Consider the following 17,393-nt stretch of genomic DNA (forward strand, 5'->3'; position numbering starts at 1 on the left):
TTGCTTTGTCAACACCTTTTTTTAAATTTTTTTAGAAGTCTTGTAATGTTGCCTTCAGCTCTCTGAGAAGGGCTTTGCGGCCTTTAAATCGTTCGTCTGCCAAAAGTTTCGGATAATATTTTTTCTTACAATAATTGTTTTTTATGAAACACATATCATTTTTTGAAAACATTTCTTCATATTATTCCAGTAACTGTTGCATTCTTGTTTTCAGAAAATTTGAATCATTTCCTCTAAGAGAGCATTGACATAGGTAAACTTGTATTTTATTTTCTATATATCGAAATCTTTGATTTAAATTTGAGTTCCCTCAACTTTTTATAAAAAAACAGAGAAAACTTGTGCTTCCTCTGCTTATAGTATTTTAGATAATTAATTTTCTTCGCTCATTTTTGATTTTACTTCATCATAAGATAGTGCATGTGATTCCTCTTCTACTGTTTCAGGCATCTTTCCTGTTTCGTATAGAGATTTAATTTGTGTACTATCCAATGTTTCGTATTTCAATAATGCTTCTGCAATCAGCTTGTGAGTTTCACGATTTGACTGGATAATTTCAGCAGCTTTGTTTCGTGCTTCATTCAACAATGAACGAACTTCTTCGTCAATTTCATAAGCTGTTTGTTCTGAAATTGATTTTTGAGGGCTTTGTACACCAAACATGGCATGATTTCCTTCATATTGTACTGGACCAAGTTTTTCACTCATACCATACTCTGTAACCATTGCACGCGCCATCTGAGTAGCTTGTTCGAAGTCATTAGATGCTCCAGTTGTTTGGACGTTAAAGATAATCTCTTCAGCTACACGTCCACCCATTAAGCCAGCTAATTGTTCTTTCATATCTTCTTTAGATAGAAGCATTTGGTCTTCCTTAGGAAGTGCAATCATATATCCGCCTGCACGTCCACGTGGTACTATGGTAACTTTATGAACAACACGGGCATTTGACAATACTAGACCGACAATGGTGTGTCCTGCCTCATGGTAGGCAACCAATTCACGTTCTTTTTGTGAAACTGTCTTGTCTTTCTTAGATGGTCCAGCGATAACACGATCTTCAGCTTCATCAATATCAGAAGCATCAATCACTGATTTATTACGACGAGCTGCAACTAAGGCTGCTTCATTCAATACATTTTCCAAATCGGCACCAACAAAACCTGGAGTTTGTTGTGCTACCAATTTCAAATCTACATCTTCAGCTAAAGGTTTATTTCTAGCATGGACTTTCAAAATTGCTTCGCGTCCCTTAACATCTGGACGACCAACCAATACTTTTCTATCAAAACGACCTGGACGAAGAAGAGCTGGATCTAGAACATCTGAACGGTTGGTTGCCGCAATAACAATGATTCCTTCATTTCCTTCAAAACCATCCATTTCAATCAAGAGTTGGTTTAGGGTTTGTTCACGTTCGTCATTACCTCCACCTAAACCGACACCACGTTGGCGACCAACGGCATCAATTTCATCAATGAAAATAATAGCTGGTGCTGCTTTTTTTGCGTCCTCAAAGAGAGAACGTACACGGCTCGCACCGACACCGACGAACATTTCTACAAAGTCAGAACCTGAAATACTAAAGAATGGTACACCAGCTTCTCCTGCGACTGCTTTGGCAAGTAATGTTTTACCAGTTCCCGGAGGTCCTTCTAAAAGAACACCAGCTGGGATTCGAGCACCTAATTTTGTAAATCGTTTTGGATCTTTTAAGAATTCAACAACTTCAACAAGTTCTTGTTTCTCTTCTTCTGCGCCTGCGACATCTGAAAAGCGAACTTTAATATCCTCTTTGTTAGCAGCCTTAGCTTTACTACGTCCAAAGCTCATTGGATTACGTCCGCTATTTCCGCCCATATTTCCCATCATAGAGAAGAGGAAGAAGAATAAGATAGCAAATGGTACTACTGAAACCAGGATGTTAATCCACATACCACTTGAGCTTTCGTGTTTCACTTCAATTTGTGTTTGATGTTCACTTGCTAGCTTTTGCAAATCCGCTACAGTTGTATCTGATGGGAGGACAATACTTGTAAATTTCTCTACTTTTGTAGCAGAGGGTGTAAAAAATTGAATTCCCGTTTCCTGTTTCTCTGTCTTAGCAGTTTTGTAGACACCATACACTTCAATAACACTACCACTTGGTTGGTAGGTCATTTCTTTTACATTGTCGTTAGTGATTTCCTGAACCAATTCTGAGTACTTAATTTGTTGACTATGACCAGCGGATCTGCCAGCAAAAAAGTACTGGAATCCTGTCACTAGCAAGAAAATCATCAACAAATAAAGAAATGGATTTTTTATGAAACCATTATTTTGTTTTTGCATTCAAACACTTACCCTTCTATTTTGAGTAAACTTCCTCTTTCAATACACCTACATAAGGAAGGTTACGATAGTTTTCATTATAGTCTAAACCGTAGCCTACAACAAATTCATTTGGAATTGTAAAACATGTATAATCTGCTTCGATTTCTACTGTACGACCTTCTGGTTTATCAAGCATGGTGACAATCTTAACAGAAGCTGCTTCTCTTGCAGTAAACATTTCTCTCAAACTCTTCAAGGTTTGACCAGTATCAATGATATCTTCTACAAAGACAACATGTCGACCTTTAATATCTTGAGTCACGTCTTGTTTAATATTAATGACACCACTACTTACAGTCCCACCATGATAGCTAGAGACCATCATAAAGTCCATTTCAAGATGTGTATCAATATATTTCACCAATTCTGCCATAAAAGGAATAGAACCTTTTAGAATTCCAACTAAAATCGGATTTTTTTCCTCATAATCTTTTGTCAACTGAGCACCCAATTTTTTAGCTGCTTCTGTAATTTCATCTTGTGAAATCAAAATTTTCTTGATATCTTTTTCTAACATGATTTTACCTATCTATTTTTTCTATATAAAGTACAGTGTTCATTATATCATTTTTCATTTTTTTACTCAAATCACTGATTTCAATTCCTAAAACTGAACAAATTTTTCCAAATTGCTCAATGATAATAGCTTTTTCTCGTTTTTCTTTAGGAATTTTTAAATCAATAAAAAGTCGTCTTAGTTTTTTACGATGACCATTTTTTATCAAATAATCACCAGGCTGTCGATGCCGTAAAATCAACGATGTTTCACGAGAAACATTCATCTTTTGAACATTTTCCCCTTTTAGAGGGATTCCAAATGAAAATAAATAACCTTCATAATGGACTTGATTTTGATAGTTTAACACACACTCACTACTTTTTTCATCAGACTTTGGTCTGATTTTACAAATTCGAAAGTGCTGGTATTCTTTTACAAGTTCATAACCATTTTTTATACAATGGCGATATTGACTCTTAGTTTTTAAAATATGATGAATTTCTTGAAATTGTTCTCTTGTTACATTTAAATCAGCAAAACAACTAAGGTATTGTTGTAGTAAAACTCGCTGTGTTGCTTCACTAAAAGATAAAAACTGAGTTAAATCTTCCACATTGACTGTTTGAGATAATTCAGTCAGAGCAATTTGATAGTCAGATACTTCTTTTCCAAACTCTAAAAACGCTCTCTTTAGCTGAATATTTTCTTTTTCCAGTTGTGGTAAGTAAATATTACGAACTCGATTGCGAAAATAATGATTTTCTTTATTCGTCCTATCTTCAAAATGCTCAACTTCAGGAAAATCCCTCTTATAAAAAGACAGCAAAGGACGAATTAATTCTCCCTTATCAAACTCTTGTCTTTCTCTAATAGCTGATAAGTGTTGTAGTCTAACACCTCTAATCAATCGCATAAAAATCGTTTCAGCCTGATCATCTGCATGATGAGCTGTTACAAGGGCTGTAGAGGAAGTTCTCCCCATCACTTCTCTAAAAAAATCATAGCGAAATTGACGAGCGTTTGCTTCTGAAAAATCTCCAGTAAAATGAGCTACGTAAATTGGAACTCCAACTTGTTCAGCTAGTTTTCTTAATTCATATTCTTCATTATCCGATTCTAATCGTTGTTTATGGTTTACATGAGCTAAAAATAATTCAATCCCGAGTTCTTCTTGATAGGTTACTAGGAGGTGAAAGAGAAACATCGAATCCAATCCACCAGACAAGGCTAGTACAACTCGTGAATGATCTTTAAAATAACCTTTTTCTAGAAAATGATTTAAAAAATCTTGGTCTCTCATTTTAGGACCTCATAGACATCCTTAGCAATTTTAGAAATGGTATCATAATCAGAATTTTTGGTAAAGATTGAAATGATGAAAGGAGAATCTGTATAGACTATTCCTACATCGTGTTTAAATTCATCTGCATCCCCAATTTTATGGGCTACCTTAGCAGAAATATTCTTAGCAATCCTCTGATTATCAAAAGCTGTTTGCGATAGAGATTCTAAAACAAAACCATTCTGATTATAAATAGATTCCATAACTTGACCAGCCATTCTAGCTGAAGCCAACTTATCTGTCACATCCCACTCTTCACCTGCGATAGTAGCCATTTCTTTTTTAAAAGCTTCATCTGATTTATTCGTAATATAATAAGCAAGAATATTATGAGCTACATTGTCAGATTCTTTCGCTGTCTTTGTAATTAAATCTTTGAGAGTGTACTCTTTATCGTCCGCTGTTTTAGGGAGGCTTCCACTTCCTTCGGGTTTATAAGAACCAGGGAAATCATTTACTTCAGAAACGTACTTCAATTTCGTGTCAAGTTGGTAATCACCTTGATTGATTTTTTCTTGAACATAATAAAGATAAGGCAATTTCATAACACTAGCAGAGTACATTTTTTGATCTTCGTTAATCCCAGCTTCCTTACCCGTGCTCAATTGTTTAACATAAATAGAAAACTGTTCATTTTGATAATTCGCAGATAACAACTCTTGTACTTTCTGGATACGATTGTCATCGTTGGAAATGTAATCCGTCGAAACCCAACCAATTTGTTTGATATGTAAGAATTCACGACCTTCAGCAAAAATAGACATATCTACTTCAACCTCTTGATAAGCTGCTAAAGTAGACTTTAATTCTTGTTGATCATAAGGACTATTATAAACGACAAATCCTGGTTCTAACCATACTCGTTTAGAAAAATCGTTGACAATTGAACTATCGTATAAAAGCCGTTTATCAGCCATCACAAATTGATTATTTGACAATTTAAAGACAGGCTGTCCTTGTTTATTTAATCTCCATTCTAAAACAGATAATTTTGTATCTGCATTGACTTTTCCTGATTCTTTAATCAAATCTTCTGTAGAATAAACTGACGTTTCACCATAAAATTTTGGAGATTCTATAACATCTTGATAGTAAAAATGATACGAAGCGTGGGTTAAGGAATAAACTTCTTGGTTTGGAATGATAACTGGATTCTCAGTGCTTACTACTTGTACACTTTTAAAAAAAATAGGAAGTAGTAATATCACTAAAAATTTACGCATTCTTTTTTTCCTCTTCTTCCTGTAGCCGTAACAGATGATTTTTTTGAGCTAACTCTTCTAATTTTTCATCTGATTGACTTAAAAACTTTTCTACAATATCTAATAAATTTTCCATTTTACATTACCTAGGAAGCAAGTCCGGGATGGTGTATACTTCCTCCCATGATTTTGAATAATAATATTTAGCACGCAAATATTTAGCTGCGTAAGTTTCGTCCTTTAGTTTTGTTGCAAGATTTGATTCTTTATCTTTTTCATCGCTCAATTCTTGATACTGCTTTTTCAAATCAGCTAACTGTTGGCGACGTTCGAGTAGTTGCTGATAACTTTGAGTCAAATTATAGGTTGGTAAGATGAACAACAACATAATCAAAATCAACACCCAACCCATAAAACGATTTCGTCTTTGTCGTTCTTCCATCAAGTATTTACGACGCTGATGTTCATTTTGAATAAAGGAATTATTCATTTGGACTATTTTTTTATACATCGTTTTCTACCCTTGTTTCACTGATAATTTCATACATACCTGCAGCATCTTCTTTTTTAGTGCTATCTTTCATTTCTAACACTTTTACGAGCAACAATTTATTTCCAAAACGAATTTCAACTTGGTCATTGATTTTTAAATCTGTAGAGCTCTTAGCAAGAATACCATTTACCTTGATACGTCCCTTATCTGCAACTTCCTTAGCCACTGTACGGCGCTTAATAATTCTTGATACTTTTAAATATTTATCTAATCTCATCTTTATTACCTCAAATTATTATTGTACCATTTTTATCCATTTTATAGAAGAAAAATGTCATACCTAATTCGACTCTTTTGAATCTTTTATGTTTGCTAATGATTCTCCAAAAGTTAAAAGCCCTTCTAAAATCTCATAATCCTTTTTATTACGAATATCAAAAACAACTTCGATTAAACCTTGATTTTCTGAAATATTAGCCTTCAAACTTGTCTGAGAAAGAGCCTGGAAATAATCTTGTGTTAAAAATAATTGTTGCGAAATTTTTTCAAATTGAACGATAAGTTTATTATTTTTTCTTTCAACTCGATTAACAAATACTTTATCAAGATATGCTTTAGCTAATCCAATTTCTAAAAGATAAGCAACCACATCTGGATATTCTCCAAAACGATCGATCAACTCATCTTGTAATTCTTCATAGTTGACACGATTGTCAATCTGACGAATTCTCTTGTAAATCTCAATTTTATGTCTTTCATCCGATATATAATCATCTGGGAGATAGGCATCGATTTGTAGGAGTAACTCAGCATTTCCTTTTTCACGTTTTTTGTCAGTTCCATTTTTCTTAGCTATTGCTTCTTCTAACAACTGAGAGTACAACTCAAAACCAACAGAATCAATAAAACCAGACTGAGAGCTTCCTAAAAGATTTCCAGCTCCACGAATGGATAAATCACGCATAGCAATTTTAAAACCAGAACCCAGTTCAGTAAAACCTTTGATAGCTTCTAATCTCTTCTCAGAAACTTCTGTCAAAGTTTTATCTGGACGATACATGAGATAAGCATAAGCAATTCGATTACTACGACCAACACGACCTCTTAATTGATACAAGGTTGACAAGCCCATATGATCTGCATTTTCTATAAACAAGGTATTAGCATTTGGAATGTCTACACCTGTTTCAATGATTGTTGTAGTCACTAAAATATCATATTGTCCTTCAATGAAATCAAGAAGTGTATTTTCTAAGCGAATTTCACTCATTTGACCATGGACAAATCCAATAGAAGCTTCTGGAATCAGTTCTTGTAACTCTGAAACCTTCTTTTCAATAGTGTCAACTTTGTTGTAAAGATAGTAAACTTGACCACCACGATCCATTTCTCTCAATACAGCATCACGAATGACACGATCATTCTGTTCAAGGACATAGGTTTGTACAGGATATCGATTGGTTGGAGGAGTTTCGATGACTGATAAATCTCGGATACCTAGCATAGACATATGAAGAGTTCGAGGAATTGGTGTAGCTGTCAAGGTTAAGACATCAACCTTCTTTTTTAATTCCTTCAAAGCTTCCTTATGCTTAACACCAAAACGTTGCTCTTCATCAATAATCATCAACCCCAAATCAGCAAACTCAACATCTTTAGACAAGACTCTATGGGTCCCTATCAAGATGTCTACTTGACCTTTTTTTAATTTCTCAAGTGTTTCAGTCTGTTCTTTTTTACTTCTGAAACGACTCAAAACATCTACGTTGACAGCAAATTGTTCAAATCTTTCCTTAAAATTACTGTAATGTTGCTGAGCAAGAACGGTTGTTGGCACTAAAACGACAACCTGTTTATGATCATTGACAGCCTTAAATGCAGCTCGCATGGCAACTTCTGTCTTACCAAAACCAACATCTCCAACTAATAGTCGGTCCATCGGTTGAGGAGCCTGCATATCTTTTTTTATTTCTTCGATACTTCGAAGTTGGTCCTCAGTCTCTACATATGGGAAAGCTTCGTCAAAAGCGTTTTGGTCTTCATCATCTTTTGAAAATGCAAAACCTTTAAGTTGACTTCTCTCTGCATATAACTTAATTAAATCATCTGCAATATCTTCAACTTGACTCTTTACTTTTTGCTTCGCTTTTTTAAAACGTCCATCATTTAGTTTATTTAACTTTGGAGCTTTTCCATCACTTGAAACATATTTAGATAAGGTTTGAATTTGTTCTACAGGAATAGAAATACGATCACCATTTTGATATAGGACACTTACGTAGTCTCGATGAATTCCTTTGATTTCAATCGTTTCAATCCCTAAATATTGACCAATACCATGGATTTGATGAACAACATAGTCTCCTTTTTGGAGTTCATTATAATCCTTTAATCGTTCAGCGTTACTGATATTTTGTCTTCGATACTTGCGTTTAATCTTCTTTTTAAAAATTTCATATTCAGTAATAAATACAAGATTCTCATCTACAAAATGAAACCCATGTCGCAGATTTCCTTCAATAAGATTGACAGTTCCTTTACAGATTTCACTTTCATTACTATTATCAACTTTAATATCGTATTCATCAAGAATCATTGACAGTTTCTTTAGTTCAGTTTTGCTACTTGATTGAAGAACAATCGTATACTTTAATTTTTTGTAACGTTCAATTTCTTCTTTCAGAAAAGAAAACTGATTAAAGAACTCTTGCATAGGATATTGATTGAACTGGTACAGATTATTAAATTTCAAATTTCCAAGCCCTTTTTGAAAATTTGAAAAGAAAGTCGCTGGTACATATTTTTTAAACTGACTTTCTACATCAGCAAAATATTGTAAATTTGACACTGATTTACTATTATGTAAATCATCTGTAAAGTAGCTAGCTGTTTCCTTATCAAAAGCATCGTACTGGTTCATGATTTTTTGAAAATCATCAAATATAACAGGAACTTGATTCAAATAGTCCATCAAGGTCCACTGTTTTTTATAAAATACAGACAAAAACTTGCGAATATCCGCATGAAGAACTTGCTCTTTCGTAAAACTAAAAACTTCTTCTAGGTAAGACTTTAAAGTTGGAGAAAGTGCCTTATCAATCTCATGTTCTAAAAATTTCTGACCACGATGATAATCTTCATTCGTTAACAAAATATCACTAGCTGGATAGATTAGTACTTGAGTTTGACTATCTTTTGATAATTGAGTTTCAGTATCAAATTCTCTAATGCCATCAATCTCATCACCGAAAAATTCAATCCTATAAGGACATATTTGTGAAGTTTCAAATATATCTAGAATATCTCCACGAAGGCTAAATTCTCCCTGACTTTGAACTTGTGTAACTTTCTTATAACCAAGAGAAATCAAGTGATTTTTTAATTCTCTTTGTTCGCATTCTTGCCCCACTTGAAGTTCTAAGATACTATCATCAAAAACTTGAGGATTCGGCAAGAATACTCGACTAGCTGCGACGTTACAAACTAAAATCCCTCTTTGAGACTCATTTCTTAGAAAACGCAAAGCTTCAACCCGAGAAAAAATCTTTTCCTGAGATGATACCAAAAATTCAACCATTGGTGAATCATCTACTAGAAATGGATAAACCAGATCCGAACCTAATATGGAGATTAGATCATTAATCAGACGCTCAGCCTCTCCATATGTGGAAGTCATCACGAAAACCTTATCCTGACTCTTCAGACTACTAGCAATCGCTAACGATTTTGCTGAGCCAGAAAGACCTAGTAATAATTGTCTTTGTTTCTGTGGTAAGTTCTCATGACAAGATAGAATTTGTTTATTCTCTAAAAAGAAATCGATTAATGCCATTTCCTTACCCATTATATTTCTGCATCGTTTTTTCAAAGTTTTTCTCTTGTAAATAATAATTTACAGCATCGTCAACCTTGTCAATAGACTGTAAAATACCAATATAATCTTCTTGATCAAACTTACTCAAAACATGGTTAACAACAGACATTCCTTTTTTAGGTCTTCCAATGCCAATCTTTACACGATTGAAAACCTGTGTACCGATATGTTGAATAATCGACTTAATTCCATTATGACCACCAGCTGATCCTTTAGCACGAAGACGAATTTTTCTGACTTCCATGTCAAGATCATCGTAAATAATCAGTAAATCTTCAATATCTAAACCATAGTAGGTTAACAATGCATGAACAGCTTTTCCACTTTCATTCATAAAAGTCGTCGGTTTCACCAGATAAATTTTTTCACCGTTAAGAAAAAATGAAGCTAGTTCAGCTTGGAATATCTTATCGTGTGTAAAGGTAACATTTTGTTTTTTGGCTAGTTGGTCAATCAGCATAAAGCCAACATTATGTTTAGTTTCAAAATATTTATCTCCTGGATTTCCCAATCCTACAAGTAATTTTGTCATTTATATTTCCTTTCAAAAGTCAAAAGGGTTGGAATTTTTTTCCAACCTAATTGACATTATTTTAAATATTGATTAAACGTTAAAGCGGAATTCCATAATATCGCCATCTTGCACGACATATTCTTTTCCTTCTTCACGCAAACGTCCAGCTTCTTTTACAGCCTTTTCAGAGCCGTATTTTACCAAATCGTCATAAGACATGGTCACTGCACGAATAAAGCCTTTTTCAAAGTCTGAGTGGATAATACCAGCTGCTTGAGGAGCCTTCATACCACGTTTAAAGGTCCAAGCGCGAACCTCTTTTTCACCAGCTGTGAAGTAAGTTCCAAGCCCAAGCAAGTGATAAGCTGCACGAGTCAACTTGTCAACGCCTGATTCTGTCAAACCAATGGCTTCAAGAAACTCTTTTTTATCTTCATCGTCTAACTCAGAAATTTCTTCTTCAGCACGCGCAGAAATGACTACTACCTCTGCATTTTCTGTTGCTGCAAATTCACGAATTTGTTTCACATAATCGATAGATTCTGGGTCTCCAACCACATCCTCATCAACATTAGCTACATAAAGAACAGGTTTCGTTGTCAAGAGAAAGAGTCCTTTGACAACTTTTTGCTCTTCATCTGTAAATTCAATGGTACGAGCTGATTTTCCATCTTCAAGAACAGGTTTAATCTTTTGGAGAACGTTAAATTCTGCAACTGATTCCTTATCTTTTTGCGTACGCGCCATTTTTTCCACACGCGCATAGCGTTTATTGACTGATTCTAAATCAGCAAGAATCAACTCTAGGTTAATGGTATCAATATCTGCTAGCGGATCCACAAAGGCATCTTCACGACCTTGCTCACGCATGACATTTTCATCATCAAAGGCACGAACCACATGAACAATCGCATCAACTTCACGGATGTTGGCCAAGAATTTATTCCCAAGACCTTCTCCTCTTGATGCTCCTTTTACAATCCCTGCAATATCTGTAAATTCAAAGGTTGTTGGAACTGTCTTTTTAGGAGTAATCATTTCCGTCAATTTTTGGAGGCGTTCATCTGGAACTTCTACCATTCCAACGTTTGGATCAATGGTCGCAAAAGGATAGTTTGCAGCCTCTGCTCCTGCTTTTGTAATTGCATTAAATAGGGTTGATTTACCAACGTTTGGTAAACCTACGATACCTGCTGTTAAAGCCATAGTTTCTCATTCTCCGTTCACATTTCAATCTTCAATATTATAACACAAAAAGGGAAAACTTGCTAACCCTCCAAGTGAGTGTTACTAATCAATGATTTTGTTCATTTTTCTTTCAAAATCATAGCGACTCATCATGACCACATGATCACAATTGCTACATTTTATTTTGATATCAGCTCCAACACGGGTAATTTCCCAACGATTGGCTTTTTTACCTGTTGATTTGATTGTACAAGCGTGTGGTTTTTTCATTTCAACAAAATTTCCAACTTGATACATAGTTAATCTCCTTTTCTTTTTTTGATTATATCATAAAAGAGGCGAGCTAGGCTCAACCTCTTTCCATTAATTTGTACGAACTGGCGTGATGAGCTGCATGAACTCTTCATCTGTATCAGCTGGAACCAGAGTAAATGGACGAACTGCTGAAATAAAGCTGATTGTAACTTTTTCGCTATTCAAAGCTTTTAGTGCTTCAATCAAATAAGTTGGGTTGAAACTAATTGTCAAATCAGCACCACTTACATTTTCAGTATCAATTTCTTCGTTTACTTTCCCTACTTCTGGAGAGTGAACATGAGCACTTACAACTCCTTCTTTGATTTCTAATTTAACAGTACCATTTTGTGTCGCACTTGATAAGAGGCGAGCACGTTCCATAGACTGGCGTAGTTTAGCAACATCAAAAGTCACTGTTGTATTGAAATCTGTTGGAATCAATCGATCGGTATCTGGATAATTTCCTTCTAAGAGACGTGTGTAGAAGCTAATATTTTCACTTCTAAAGAGAATTTGATTATTGGCGAAGAAAATCTCTACTGTTTCGATATCATCCGTAAAAACAGCTGAAAATTCGCGTAGCGAACGACTTGGGATGACAACATCAAAATCATCGCTATTTTTTTCAAGAGTCAACTTTTTCTGACTAAGACGGTGAGAATCTGTCGCAACTGTTTTTAATTCTTTGTGGTTGCTTAAAACAAAGTGGACACCTGTCAAAATAGGACGGCTTTCTTGGGTACTAGCTGCAAAAGCTGTTTCATTGATAATCTTTTTAAGAAGTTTTGTTTCAAGAACTAAAGGATTGCTTGCAGAAATTTCCTGAATACGTGGATATTGCTCACTATCTTTTCCTTTAAGAGTAATCTCTGATTTTCCACTAGTTAAGACAATTTGCTTTTGTTCAATCTCTTTAAAATCAAGTGTTACATCTGGAAGACTTGAAACAACATTGATAAAGAAAGAAGCTTCCAGTAGAACTGAACCTAAAGAGTTAATCAAGAGACCTGCATTTTCATTTTTTTGCGAGATAAAATTTTCGATTGAGATTTGACCATTTGATCCAATCAAGGTAATTCCTTCATTGGTAACATCAATTTTTACAGTCGATAAAATAGGAATGGCATTTTTTGAGCTAATAGCTCTCTTTGTTGTATTTAAAGCTTGTAAAAATAAGTTTTTATTAATTGAAAAATGAATCATGGATTCTCCTTTATTCTTTTTATTATTAGAAGGATAATAGTAATAATAGAGCGTGTGAAATCTGTGGAAAAACACTTGTAATCAAGAAAACTCAAGGACAGAGCCTTGTTTAAAAGATGTGGATAAATAAGAGCCTTTTTAAAAAGTTATCCACAAGTTATTTAATTTTCTTTTTGATGTTTTCAATTTCTATACGTAAATTATCATCTGTTTCAAGCATGGATTTGATTTTTCCATGAGCGTGAATGACCGTTGTGTGGTCTTTACCACCAAACTCTTTTCCAATCTTAGGAAGGCTATTATCAGTCATTTCTCTGGCTAGATACATGGCAACTTGACGGGCTAAAACGATATTTTGAACACGTCTAGTTCCTTTCATTTCCTTGACACTAACACCATAGAAGTTTCCAACTTCTGTCTGGATTTTATCAATTGGAATCACGATCATTTTGCTAACGTCTTGTTTACGAGCACGAATAGCTTCAGCTGCAATGTCAACTGTGATATCGTTAATCTTTTTGACTTTGGCCATTAGGCTGATATCGTTGAGTGCACCCTCTAGTTCTCGCACGTTAGAGTCAAACTGTCCAGCCAAATATTCGAGTGTATCATTCTGAAAATGATAGTTGAGATGTTCAGTCTTACTCTGTAAAATAGCAATACGTGTTTCAAAATCAGGTGGTGTGATATCTGTCGTTAATCCCCACGAGAAGCGCGTGACCAGACGTTCGGGCAGACTTTCTAAATGTTCAGGTCTACGGTCACTCGTTAAAACAATCTGTTTATTATTATTGTGAAGGGCGTTAAATGTATTGAAAAACTCTTCCTGAGTTTGTACTTTCTTTCCACTAAGTGATTGAATATCATCAATGAGTAGGAGGTCTAAACTACGGTAAGTTTTCTTGAATTTTTCCATATCATTGAGTCTCAAATGCTCTAGGAATTCATTAATGAAACTTTCAGCAGGTATGTATTTTACACGCGCATTTGGGCTCTTTTTTAGAATTTCATTTCCAAGGGCATTTAACAGGTGAGTTTTTCCAAGTCCAGGCCCTCCGTAGATAAATAGAGGATTGTAAGTTAATCCAGGATCTTCAGAAACAGCCAAAGCAGCAGACTTAGCCCAAACATTACCATCCCCTTGAACAAAATTATCGAAAGTATACTTTTCCTTGAGTCCAGTTTCAGAATATGGAATAGTGGATGGAATTGGTTGATAATCGTTGCCAGGTTCAGACTCGAAAGCTACTTGTGAGCTAGCTTCTTCAACTTTCGTGAAGATATAATGAGCTTTTATTTCAGTATCATAGATTTCAAAACCTGCTGCTAAAAGCATTCCATTGATATTTCGTTCCCAGAATATCTGCATTTCATCGCGGGGTAAGAAAATCGTTGCAGTATTCTCTTCAACTTTAACCAGTTTTGCGTCTAAAATATAGAAATCATAAACTGACTGAGTTAATTTATCATGTGCAAGTTCTAAAAGACGATTCCAAAATTGTTTTTCCTTCAATGATTTCCTCCTCCTTTACTATAGAATTTAAAAGGTTTATTGATAGAATCATTTTACCATAGATAAGATTATTTTTCCACAAGTTGTGGAAAACAATTAACAATGTTTTTAACTGTTATCCACAAAATGTGGATAACTAAGAAAATTTCTGAAATACTGGGCTTTTAAAAACTAAAATGCAGTGGATAACTATGTTCGTTAAGAATACTAAAATAACAGCCTTATTTCAGGCTGTTAATAAATTGTTGGTATTCTTCTTGGTTATGGAAGGAAATTGAGATTTTACCGCTATCTTTTTTTTGAAGGCTAATCTGAACATCTAATCCGAGTATTTTTTTCAATTTTTGCTCTTCCTCTTTGACAAAGTGATCTTTTTCTTTTTTGCTGTTCTTCTTCGTTTTTTGTAGTATTTGTTCAACTTGTCGAACAGAGAGATTTTCAGTTTGAATACGATTCAAGAGTTTATCTTGTTTATCACTTGATAATTGAATGAGGAGTCTAGCATGAGCTTGGGAAAGTTTTCCACTTTCAACTTCTATCAGGATATGTTTAGGTAGTCCTAATAATCGAACTAGGTTTGTAATATAAGGTCGAGATTTTCCCATTTTTTCAGCTATTTCTGTGTGGGTAAAACCTTTATCAATTAAGGACTGATATGCTTTAGCTTCCTCGATAGGATTTAAATTTTCTCGTTGGAGATTCTCAATGATAGAATGAAGCATCATATCTTGATCAGAAAGTTGCTTAACAATGACTGGAACTTCTGAAAGTCCAGCAGCTATTGAGGCACGATACCGCCTTTCTCCAGCTAAAATTTCGTATCCAAGTACTGGAGATTTTCTAACGATAATAGGCTGAATCAAGCCGTTTTCCTTAATAGATTGTGCCAGTTCTTGAATTTTTTCTTCTGAAAATTCCTTACGAGGTTGATAGGGATTTTTTTGAATATCTTTTATTTGAACAATTTTAAATTCTTCCATAATTCTACATTAACACAACTTAGATATTCTGTAAAGCAACTTTACATATCTGTAAACTATTGTTCCAAATCACTAGTACTCTTATCTAATTTAATGGTAGTTGTTTCTTCCTTGCCATTACGGTAGTATGTAATGGTCATGCTATCTCCGATAGAATGGCTATATAGAGCACTTTGTAATTCAGTAGTTGAAGAAATAGCTTTATCATCCACTTTTGTAATGACGTCATATTGTTGTAGATGTCCATTGGCAGGCATACTAGTTATAACAGAACGAACAACTACTCCTGCAGTGACACTTGATGGTACATTCAATCTTTGTAAATCAGTGCTACTAAGATTTGAAAGGTTGACCATTTGAATACCCAAGGCTGGTCGAGTGACTTTTCCATTCTTTTCCAATTGATTGATAATATTGATGGCATCGTTTGAAGGAATGGCAAAACCAAGTCCTTCCACAGACGTTCCACCGTTTGTGGCGATTTTACTAGATGTAATTCCGATTACTTGTCCCTGAATATTGATTAAGGGACCGCCAGAGTTTCCAGGGTTGATGGCTGTATCTGTTTGGATAGCCTTTGTAGAGATAGCTTGTCCATCTTCAGATTTTAAAGAAACATTTCTATTCAAACTTGACACGATGCCTTGTGTCACGGTATTGGCGTATTCAGAACCTAGAGGGCTTCCGATTGCAATGGCAGTCTCTCCTACTGTTAGTTGATCAGAATCTCCAAATTCAGCTACTGTTGTGACTTTATCTGCAGCAATTTTTACAACTGCAATGTCAGAATAAGTATCAGAACCAACAATTTCACCTGGAACTTTAGTCCCATCTGCTAAACGAATATCAACTTTTTTAGCGCCATTAATAACGTGAGTATTGGTTACGAGGTAAGCAAAGTTACCTTCTTTTTTATAAATAACTCCAGAACCTTCACTAGATACTTGCTCAGTATTTGTATCTGTATCAGTATCTGTAGATCCAAATAAACTATTTTGTGAGTTTGCGGAGTAAGTAATGACAGATACTACAGCATCTTTAACTTTATCGACTGCCTGTGTGGTTGAGTTTTCATTTTTTACAGCTGTTTTGCTAACAGTCGTTGTAGTTGTCGTACCACTATTTTGTTTTTGACTGAGCTGCAATGTGGTAAAAGTACCTAAAATACCACTAAAAAAGCTAATGAGAATGACTACTAAAAGTTGTCCCCATTTTTTGGAACTAGTTTTTAAGTTTTTCATAGAAGCCTCCATGTTTTTTAATCAATGAAAGTATAAAATAGCTAGCTTAATCCAAGCTTAAAAACAAAAAGTTTTTCACAACTTGTGGATAACTTTCGAAAACCTGTGAATTTATTGAAGTTTTTCAAAATCTTATCTGTGAATAAGATGTGAAATTGAGTGTGAATATGTTAGAATAGAAGAATGAAAATTAAAGTGGTAACAGTTGGAAAACTGAAAGAAAAATATCTCAAAGATGGCATAGCAGAATACTCCAAGAGAATTTCACGATTTGCTAATCTAGAAATGATTGAGTTGGCTGATGAAAAAACACCAGATCGGACCAGCGAATCTGAAAATCAAAAGATTTTGGAGTTGGAAGGTAACCGCATTCTTTCGAAAGTAGGAGATCGTAATTTTGTAGTTGTTTTAGCTATTGAAGGAACAATTTTTTCTTCTGAAGAATTTAGCAAGCAGCTTGAAAGAGCCTCCATTAATGGATTTTCGACAATCACTTTTATCATTGGGGGGAGTTTAGGACTATCTCCAAAGGTGAAAAAAAGAGCCAATCTCTCTGTTAGTTTTGGGAGATTGACGCTTCCTCATCAACTGATGAGATTAGTCTTAGTAGAACAAATCTATAGAGCATTTTCGATTCAACAAGGCTCACCCTATCACAAATAGATGATTGACTA

Annotated in this window: 16 protein-coding genes; 1 reads left to right on the forward strand and 15 read right to left on the reverse strand. The window is 34.7% G+C overall.

Annotated elements, in window-relative coordinates:
* Positions 1 to 372: 372 nt before the first annotated feature.
* The 15 genes from ftsH to O3658_RS10030 all read right to left on the reverse strand — a co-directional run bounded on the left by ftsH (position 373) and on the right by O3658_RS10030 (position 16,719).
* Positions 373 to 2,331, reverse strand: a complete 1,959-nt coding sequence (gene ftsH, locus O3658_RS09960; protein ID WP_371561282.1) for an ATP-dependent zinc metalloprotease FtsH — start codon at positions 2,329 to 2,331, stop codon at positions 373 to 375.
* A 16-nt stretch (positions 2,332 to 2,347) separates the two neighbouring features.
* Positions 2,348 to 2,890, reverse strand: a complete 543-nt coding sequence (gene hpt, locus O3658_RS09965; protein WP_371561284.1) for a hypoxanthine phosphoribosyltransferase — start codon at positions 2,888 to 2,890, stop codon at positions 2,348 to 2,350.
* 4 nt (positions 2,891 to 2,894) lie between these two features.
* Positions 2,895 to 4,172, reverse strand: a complete 1,278-nt coding sequence (gene tilS / locus O3658_RS09970; RefSeq protein WP_371561286.1) for a tRNA lysidine(34) synthetase TilS — start codon at positions 4,170 to 4,172, stop codon at positions 2,895 to 2,897.
* Complete coding sequence (locus O3658_RS09975; protein WP_371561288.1) at positions 4,169 to 5,437, reverse strand: serine hydrolase; 1,269 nt, start codon at positions 5,435 to 5,437, stop codon at positions 4,169 to 4,171. Before O3658_RS09975 ends, tilS begins: the two co-directional genes overlap by 4 nt.
* Positions 5,430 to 5,552, reverse strand: coding sequence for an SP_0009 family protein (locus tag O3658_RS09980; RefSeq protein ID WP_045762396.1), 123 nt, complete (start codon positions 5,550 to 5,552; stop codon positions 5,430 to 5,432). Before O3658_RS09980 ends, O3658_RS09975 begins: the two co-directional genes overlap by 8 nt.
* 6 nt (positions 5,553 to 5,558) lie before the next feature.
* Positions 5,559 to 5,927, reverse strand: a complete 369-nt coding sequence (locus tag O3658_RS09985; protein ID WP_000277028.1) for a septum formation initiator family protein — start codon at positions 5,925 to 5,927, stop codon at positions 5,559 to 5,561.
* Complete coding sequence (locus tag O3658_RS09990) at positions 5,920 to 6,186, reverse strand: RNA-binding S4 domain-containing protein (protein WP_001234970.1); 267 nt, start codon at positions 6,184 to 6,186, stop codon at positions 5,920 to 5,922. The genes O3658_RS09985 and O3658_RS09990 overlap by 8 nt, the downstream gene beginning before the upstream one ends.
* 63 nt (positions 6,187 to 6,249) lie before the next feature.
* Entirely contained in the window at positions 6,250 to 9,753 is a 3,504-nt protein-coding gene (gene mfd, locus O3658_RS09995; RefSeq protein WP_371561308.1) for a transcription-repair coupling factor, read from the reverse strand.
* Positions 9,746 to 10,315 carry an aminoacyl-tRNA hydrolase gene (gene pth / locus O3658_RS10000; protein ID WP_371561294.1) on the reverse strand — a complete coding sequence of 190 codons (570 nt, stop codon included), beginning with the start codon at positions 10,313 to 10,315 and terminating at the stop codon, positions 9,746 to 9,748. Before pth ends, mfd begins: the two co-directional genes overlap by 8 nt.
* Positions 10,316 to 10,387: 72 nt before the next feature.
* Entirely contained in the window at positions 10,388 to 11,503 is a 1,116-nt protein-coding gene (gene ychF, locus O3658_RS10005; RefSeq protein ID WP_045762398.1) for a redox-regulated ATPase YchF, read from the reverse strand.
* 84 nt (positions 11,504 to 11,587) lie between these two features.
* Positions 11,588 to 11,782, reverse strand: a complete 195-nt coding sequence (locus O3658_RS10010) for a DUF951 domain-containing protein (RefSeq protein WP_000285188.1) — start codon at positions 11,780 to 11,782, stop codon at positions 11,588 to 11,590.
* A gap of 66 nt (positions 11,783 to 11,848) precedes the next feature.
* Positions 11,849 to 12,985 (reverse strand): DNA polymerase III subunit beta, encoded by a 1,137-nt coding sequence (gene dnaN / locus O3658_RS10015; RefSeq protein ID WP_281335678.1) that lies wholly within the window; start codon positions 12,983 to 12,985, stop codon positions 11,849 to 11,851.
* 157 nt (positions 12,986 to 13,142) lie between these two features.
* Positions 13,143 to 14,498 carry a chromosomal replication initiator protein DnaA gene (gene dnaA / locus O3658_RS10020; RefSeq protein WP_281335677.1) on the reverse strand — a complete coding sequence of 452 codons (1,356 nt, stop codon included), beginning with the start codon at positions 14,496 to 14,498 and terminating at the stop codon, positions 13,143 to 13,145.
* Between the two features lie 221 nt (positions 14,499 to 14,719).
* On the reverse strand, positions 14,720 to 15,478 hold the full coding sequence (locus O3658_RS10025) for a ParB/RepB/Spo0J family partition protein (protein ID WP_371561299.1): 759 nt from the start codon (positions 15,476 to 15,478) through the stop codon (positions 14,720 to 14,722).
* Positions 15,479 to 15,534: 56 nt separating this feature from the next.
* Positions 15,535 to 16,719, reverse strand: a complete 1,185-nt coding sequence (locus O3658_RS10030; protein WP_371561302.1) for a S1C family serine protease — start codon at positions 16,717 to 16,719, stop codon at positions 15,535 to 15,537.
* A 183-nt stretch (positions 16,720 to 16,902) separates the two neighbouring features.
* Between O3658_RS10030 and rlmH the strand changes: the two genes are divergently transcribed.
* Positions 16,903 to 17,382 carry a 23S rRNA (pseudouridine(1915)-N(3))-methyltransferase RlmH gene (gene rlmH, locus O3658_RS10035; protein WP_371561305.1) on the forward strand — a complete coding sequence of 160 codons (480 nt, stop codon included), beginning with the start codon at positions 16,903 to 16,905 and terminating at the stop codon, positions 17,380 to 17,382.
* Positions 17,383 to 17,393 lie beyond the last annotated feature (11 nt).

The organism is Streptococcus sp. 27098_8_69 (assembly GCF_041432445.1).
In the GTDB taxonomy this organism is placed as follows: Bacteria; Bacillota; Bacilli; order Lactobacillales; family Streptococcaceae; genus Streptococcus.

What these genes read in the sequence shown, in the direction of transcription:
- ftsH (WP_371561282.1), bottom strand. Translation starts at nt 2,331, where the DNA reads ATGCAAAAACAAAATAATGGTTTCATAAAAAATCCATTTCTTTATTTG.
- hpt (WP_371561284.1), bottom strand. Translation starts at nt 2,890, where the DNA reads ATGTTAGAAAAAGATATCAAGAAAATTTTGATTTCACAAGATGAAATT.
- tilS (WP_371561286.1), bottom strand. Translation starts at nt 4,172, where the DNA reads ATGAGAGACCAAGATTTTTTAAATCATTTTCTAGAAAAAGGTTATTTT.
- O3658_RS09975 (WP_371561288.1), bottom strand. Translation starts at nt 5,437, where the DNA reads ATGCGTAAATTTTTAGTGATATTACTACTTCCTATTTTTTTTAAAAGT.
- O3658_RS09980 (WP_045762396.1), bottom strand. Translation starts at nt 5,552, where the DNA reads ATGGAAAATTTATTAGATATTGTAGAAAAGTTTTTAAGTCAATCAGAT.
- O3658_RS09985 (WP_000277028.1), bottom strand. Translation starts at nt 5,927, where the DNA reads ATGTATAAAAAAATAGTCCAAATGAATAATTCCTTTATTCAAAATGAA.
- O3658_RS09990 (WP_001234970.1), bottom strand. Translation starts at nt 6,186, where the DNA reads ATGAGATTAGATAAATATTTAAAAGTATCAAGAATTATTAAGCGCCGT.
- mfd (WP_371561308.1), bottom strand. Translation starts at nt 9,753, where the DNA reads ATGGGTAAGGAAATGGCATTAATCGATTTCTTTTTAGAGAATAAACAA.
- pth (WP_371561294.1), bottom strand. Translation starts at nt 10,315, where the DNA reads ATGACAAAATTACTTGTAGGATTGGGAAATCCAGGAGATAAATATTTT.
- ychF (WP_045762398.1), bottom strand. Translation starts at nt 11,503, where the DNA reads ATGGCTTTAACAGCAGGTATCGTAGGTTTACCAAACGTTGGTAAATCA.
- O3658_RS10010 (WP_000285188.1), bottom strand. Translation starts at nt 11,782, where the DNA reads ATGTATCAAGTTGGAAATTTTGTTGAAATGAAAAAACCACACGCTTGT.
- dnaN (WP_281335678.1), bottom strand. Translation starts at nt 12,985, where the DNA reads ATGATTCATTTTTCAATTAATAAAAACTTATTTTTACAAGCTTTAAAT.
- O3658_RS10025 (WP_371561299.1), bottom strand. Translation starts at nt 15,478, where the DNA reads ATGGAAGAATTTAAAATTGTTCAAATAAAAGATATTCAAAAAAATCCC.
- O3658_RS10030 (WP_371561302.1), bottom strand. Translation starts at nt 16,719, where the DNA reads ATGAAAAACTTAAAAACTAGTTCCAAAAAATGGGGACAACTTTTAGTA.
- rlmH (WP_371561305.1), top strand. Translation starts at nt 16,903, where the DNA reads ATGAAAATTAAAGTGGTAACAGTTGGAAAACTGAAAGAAAAATATCTC.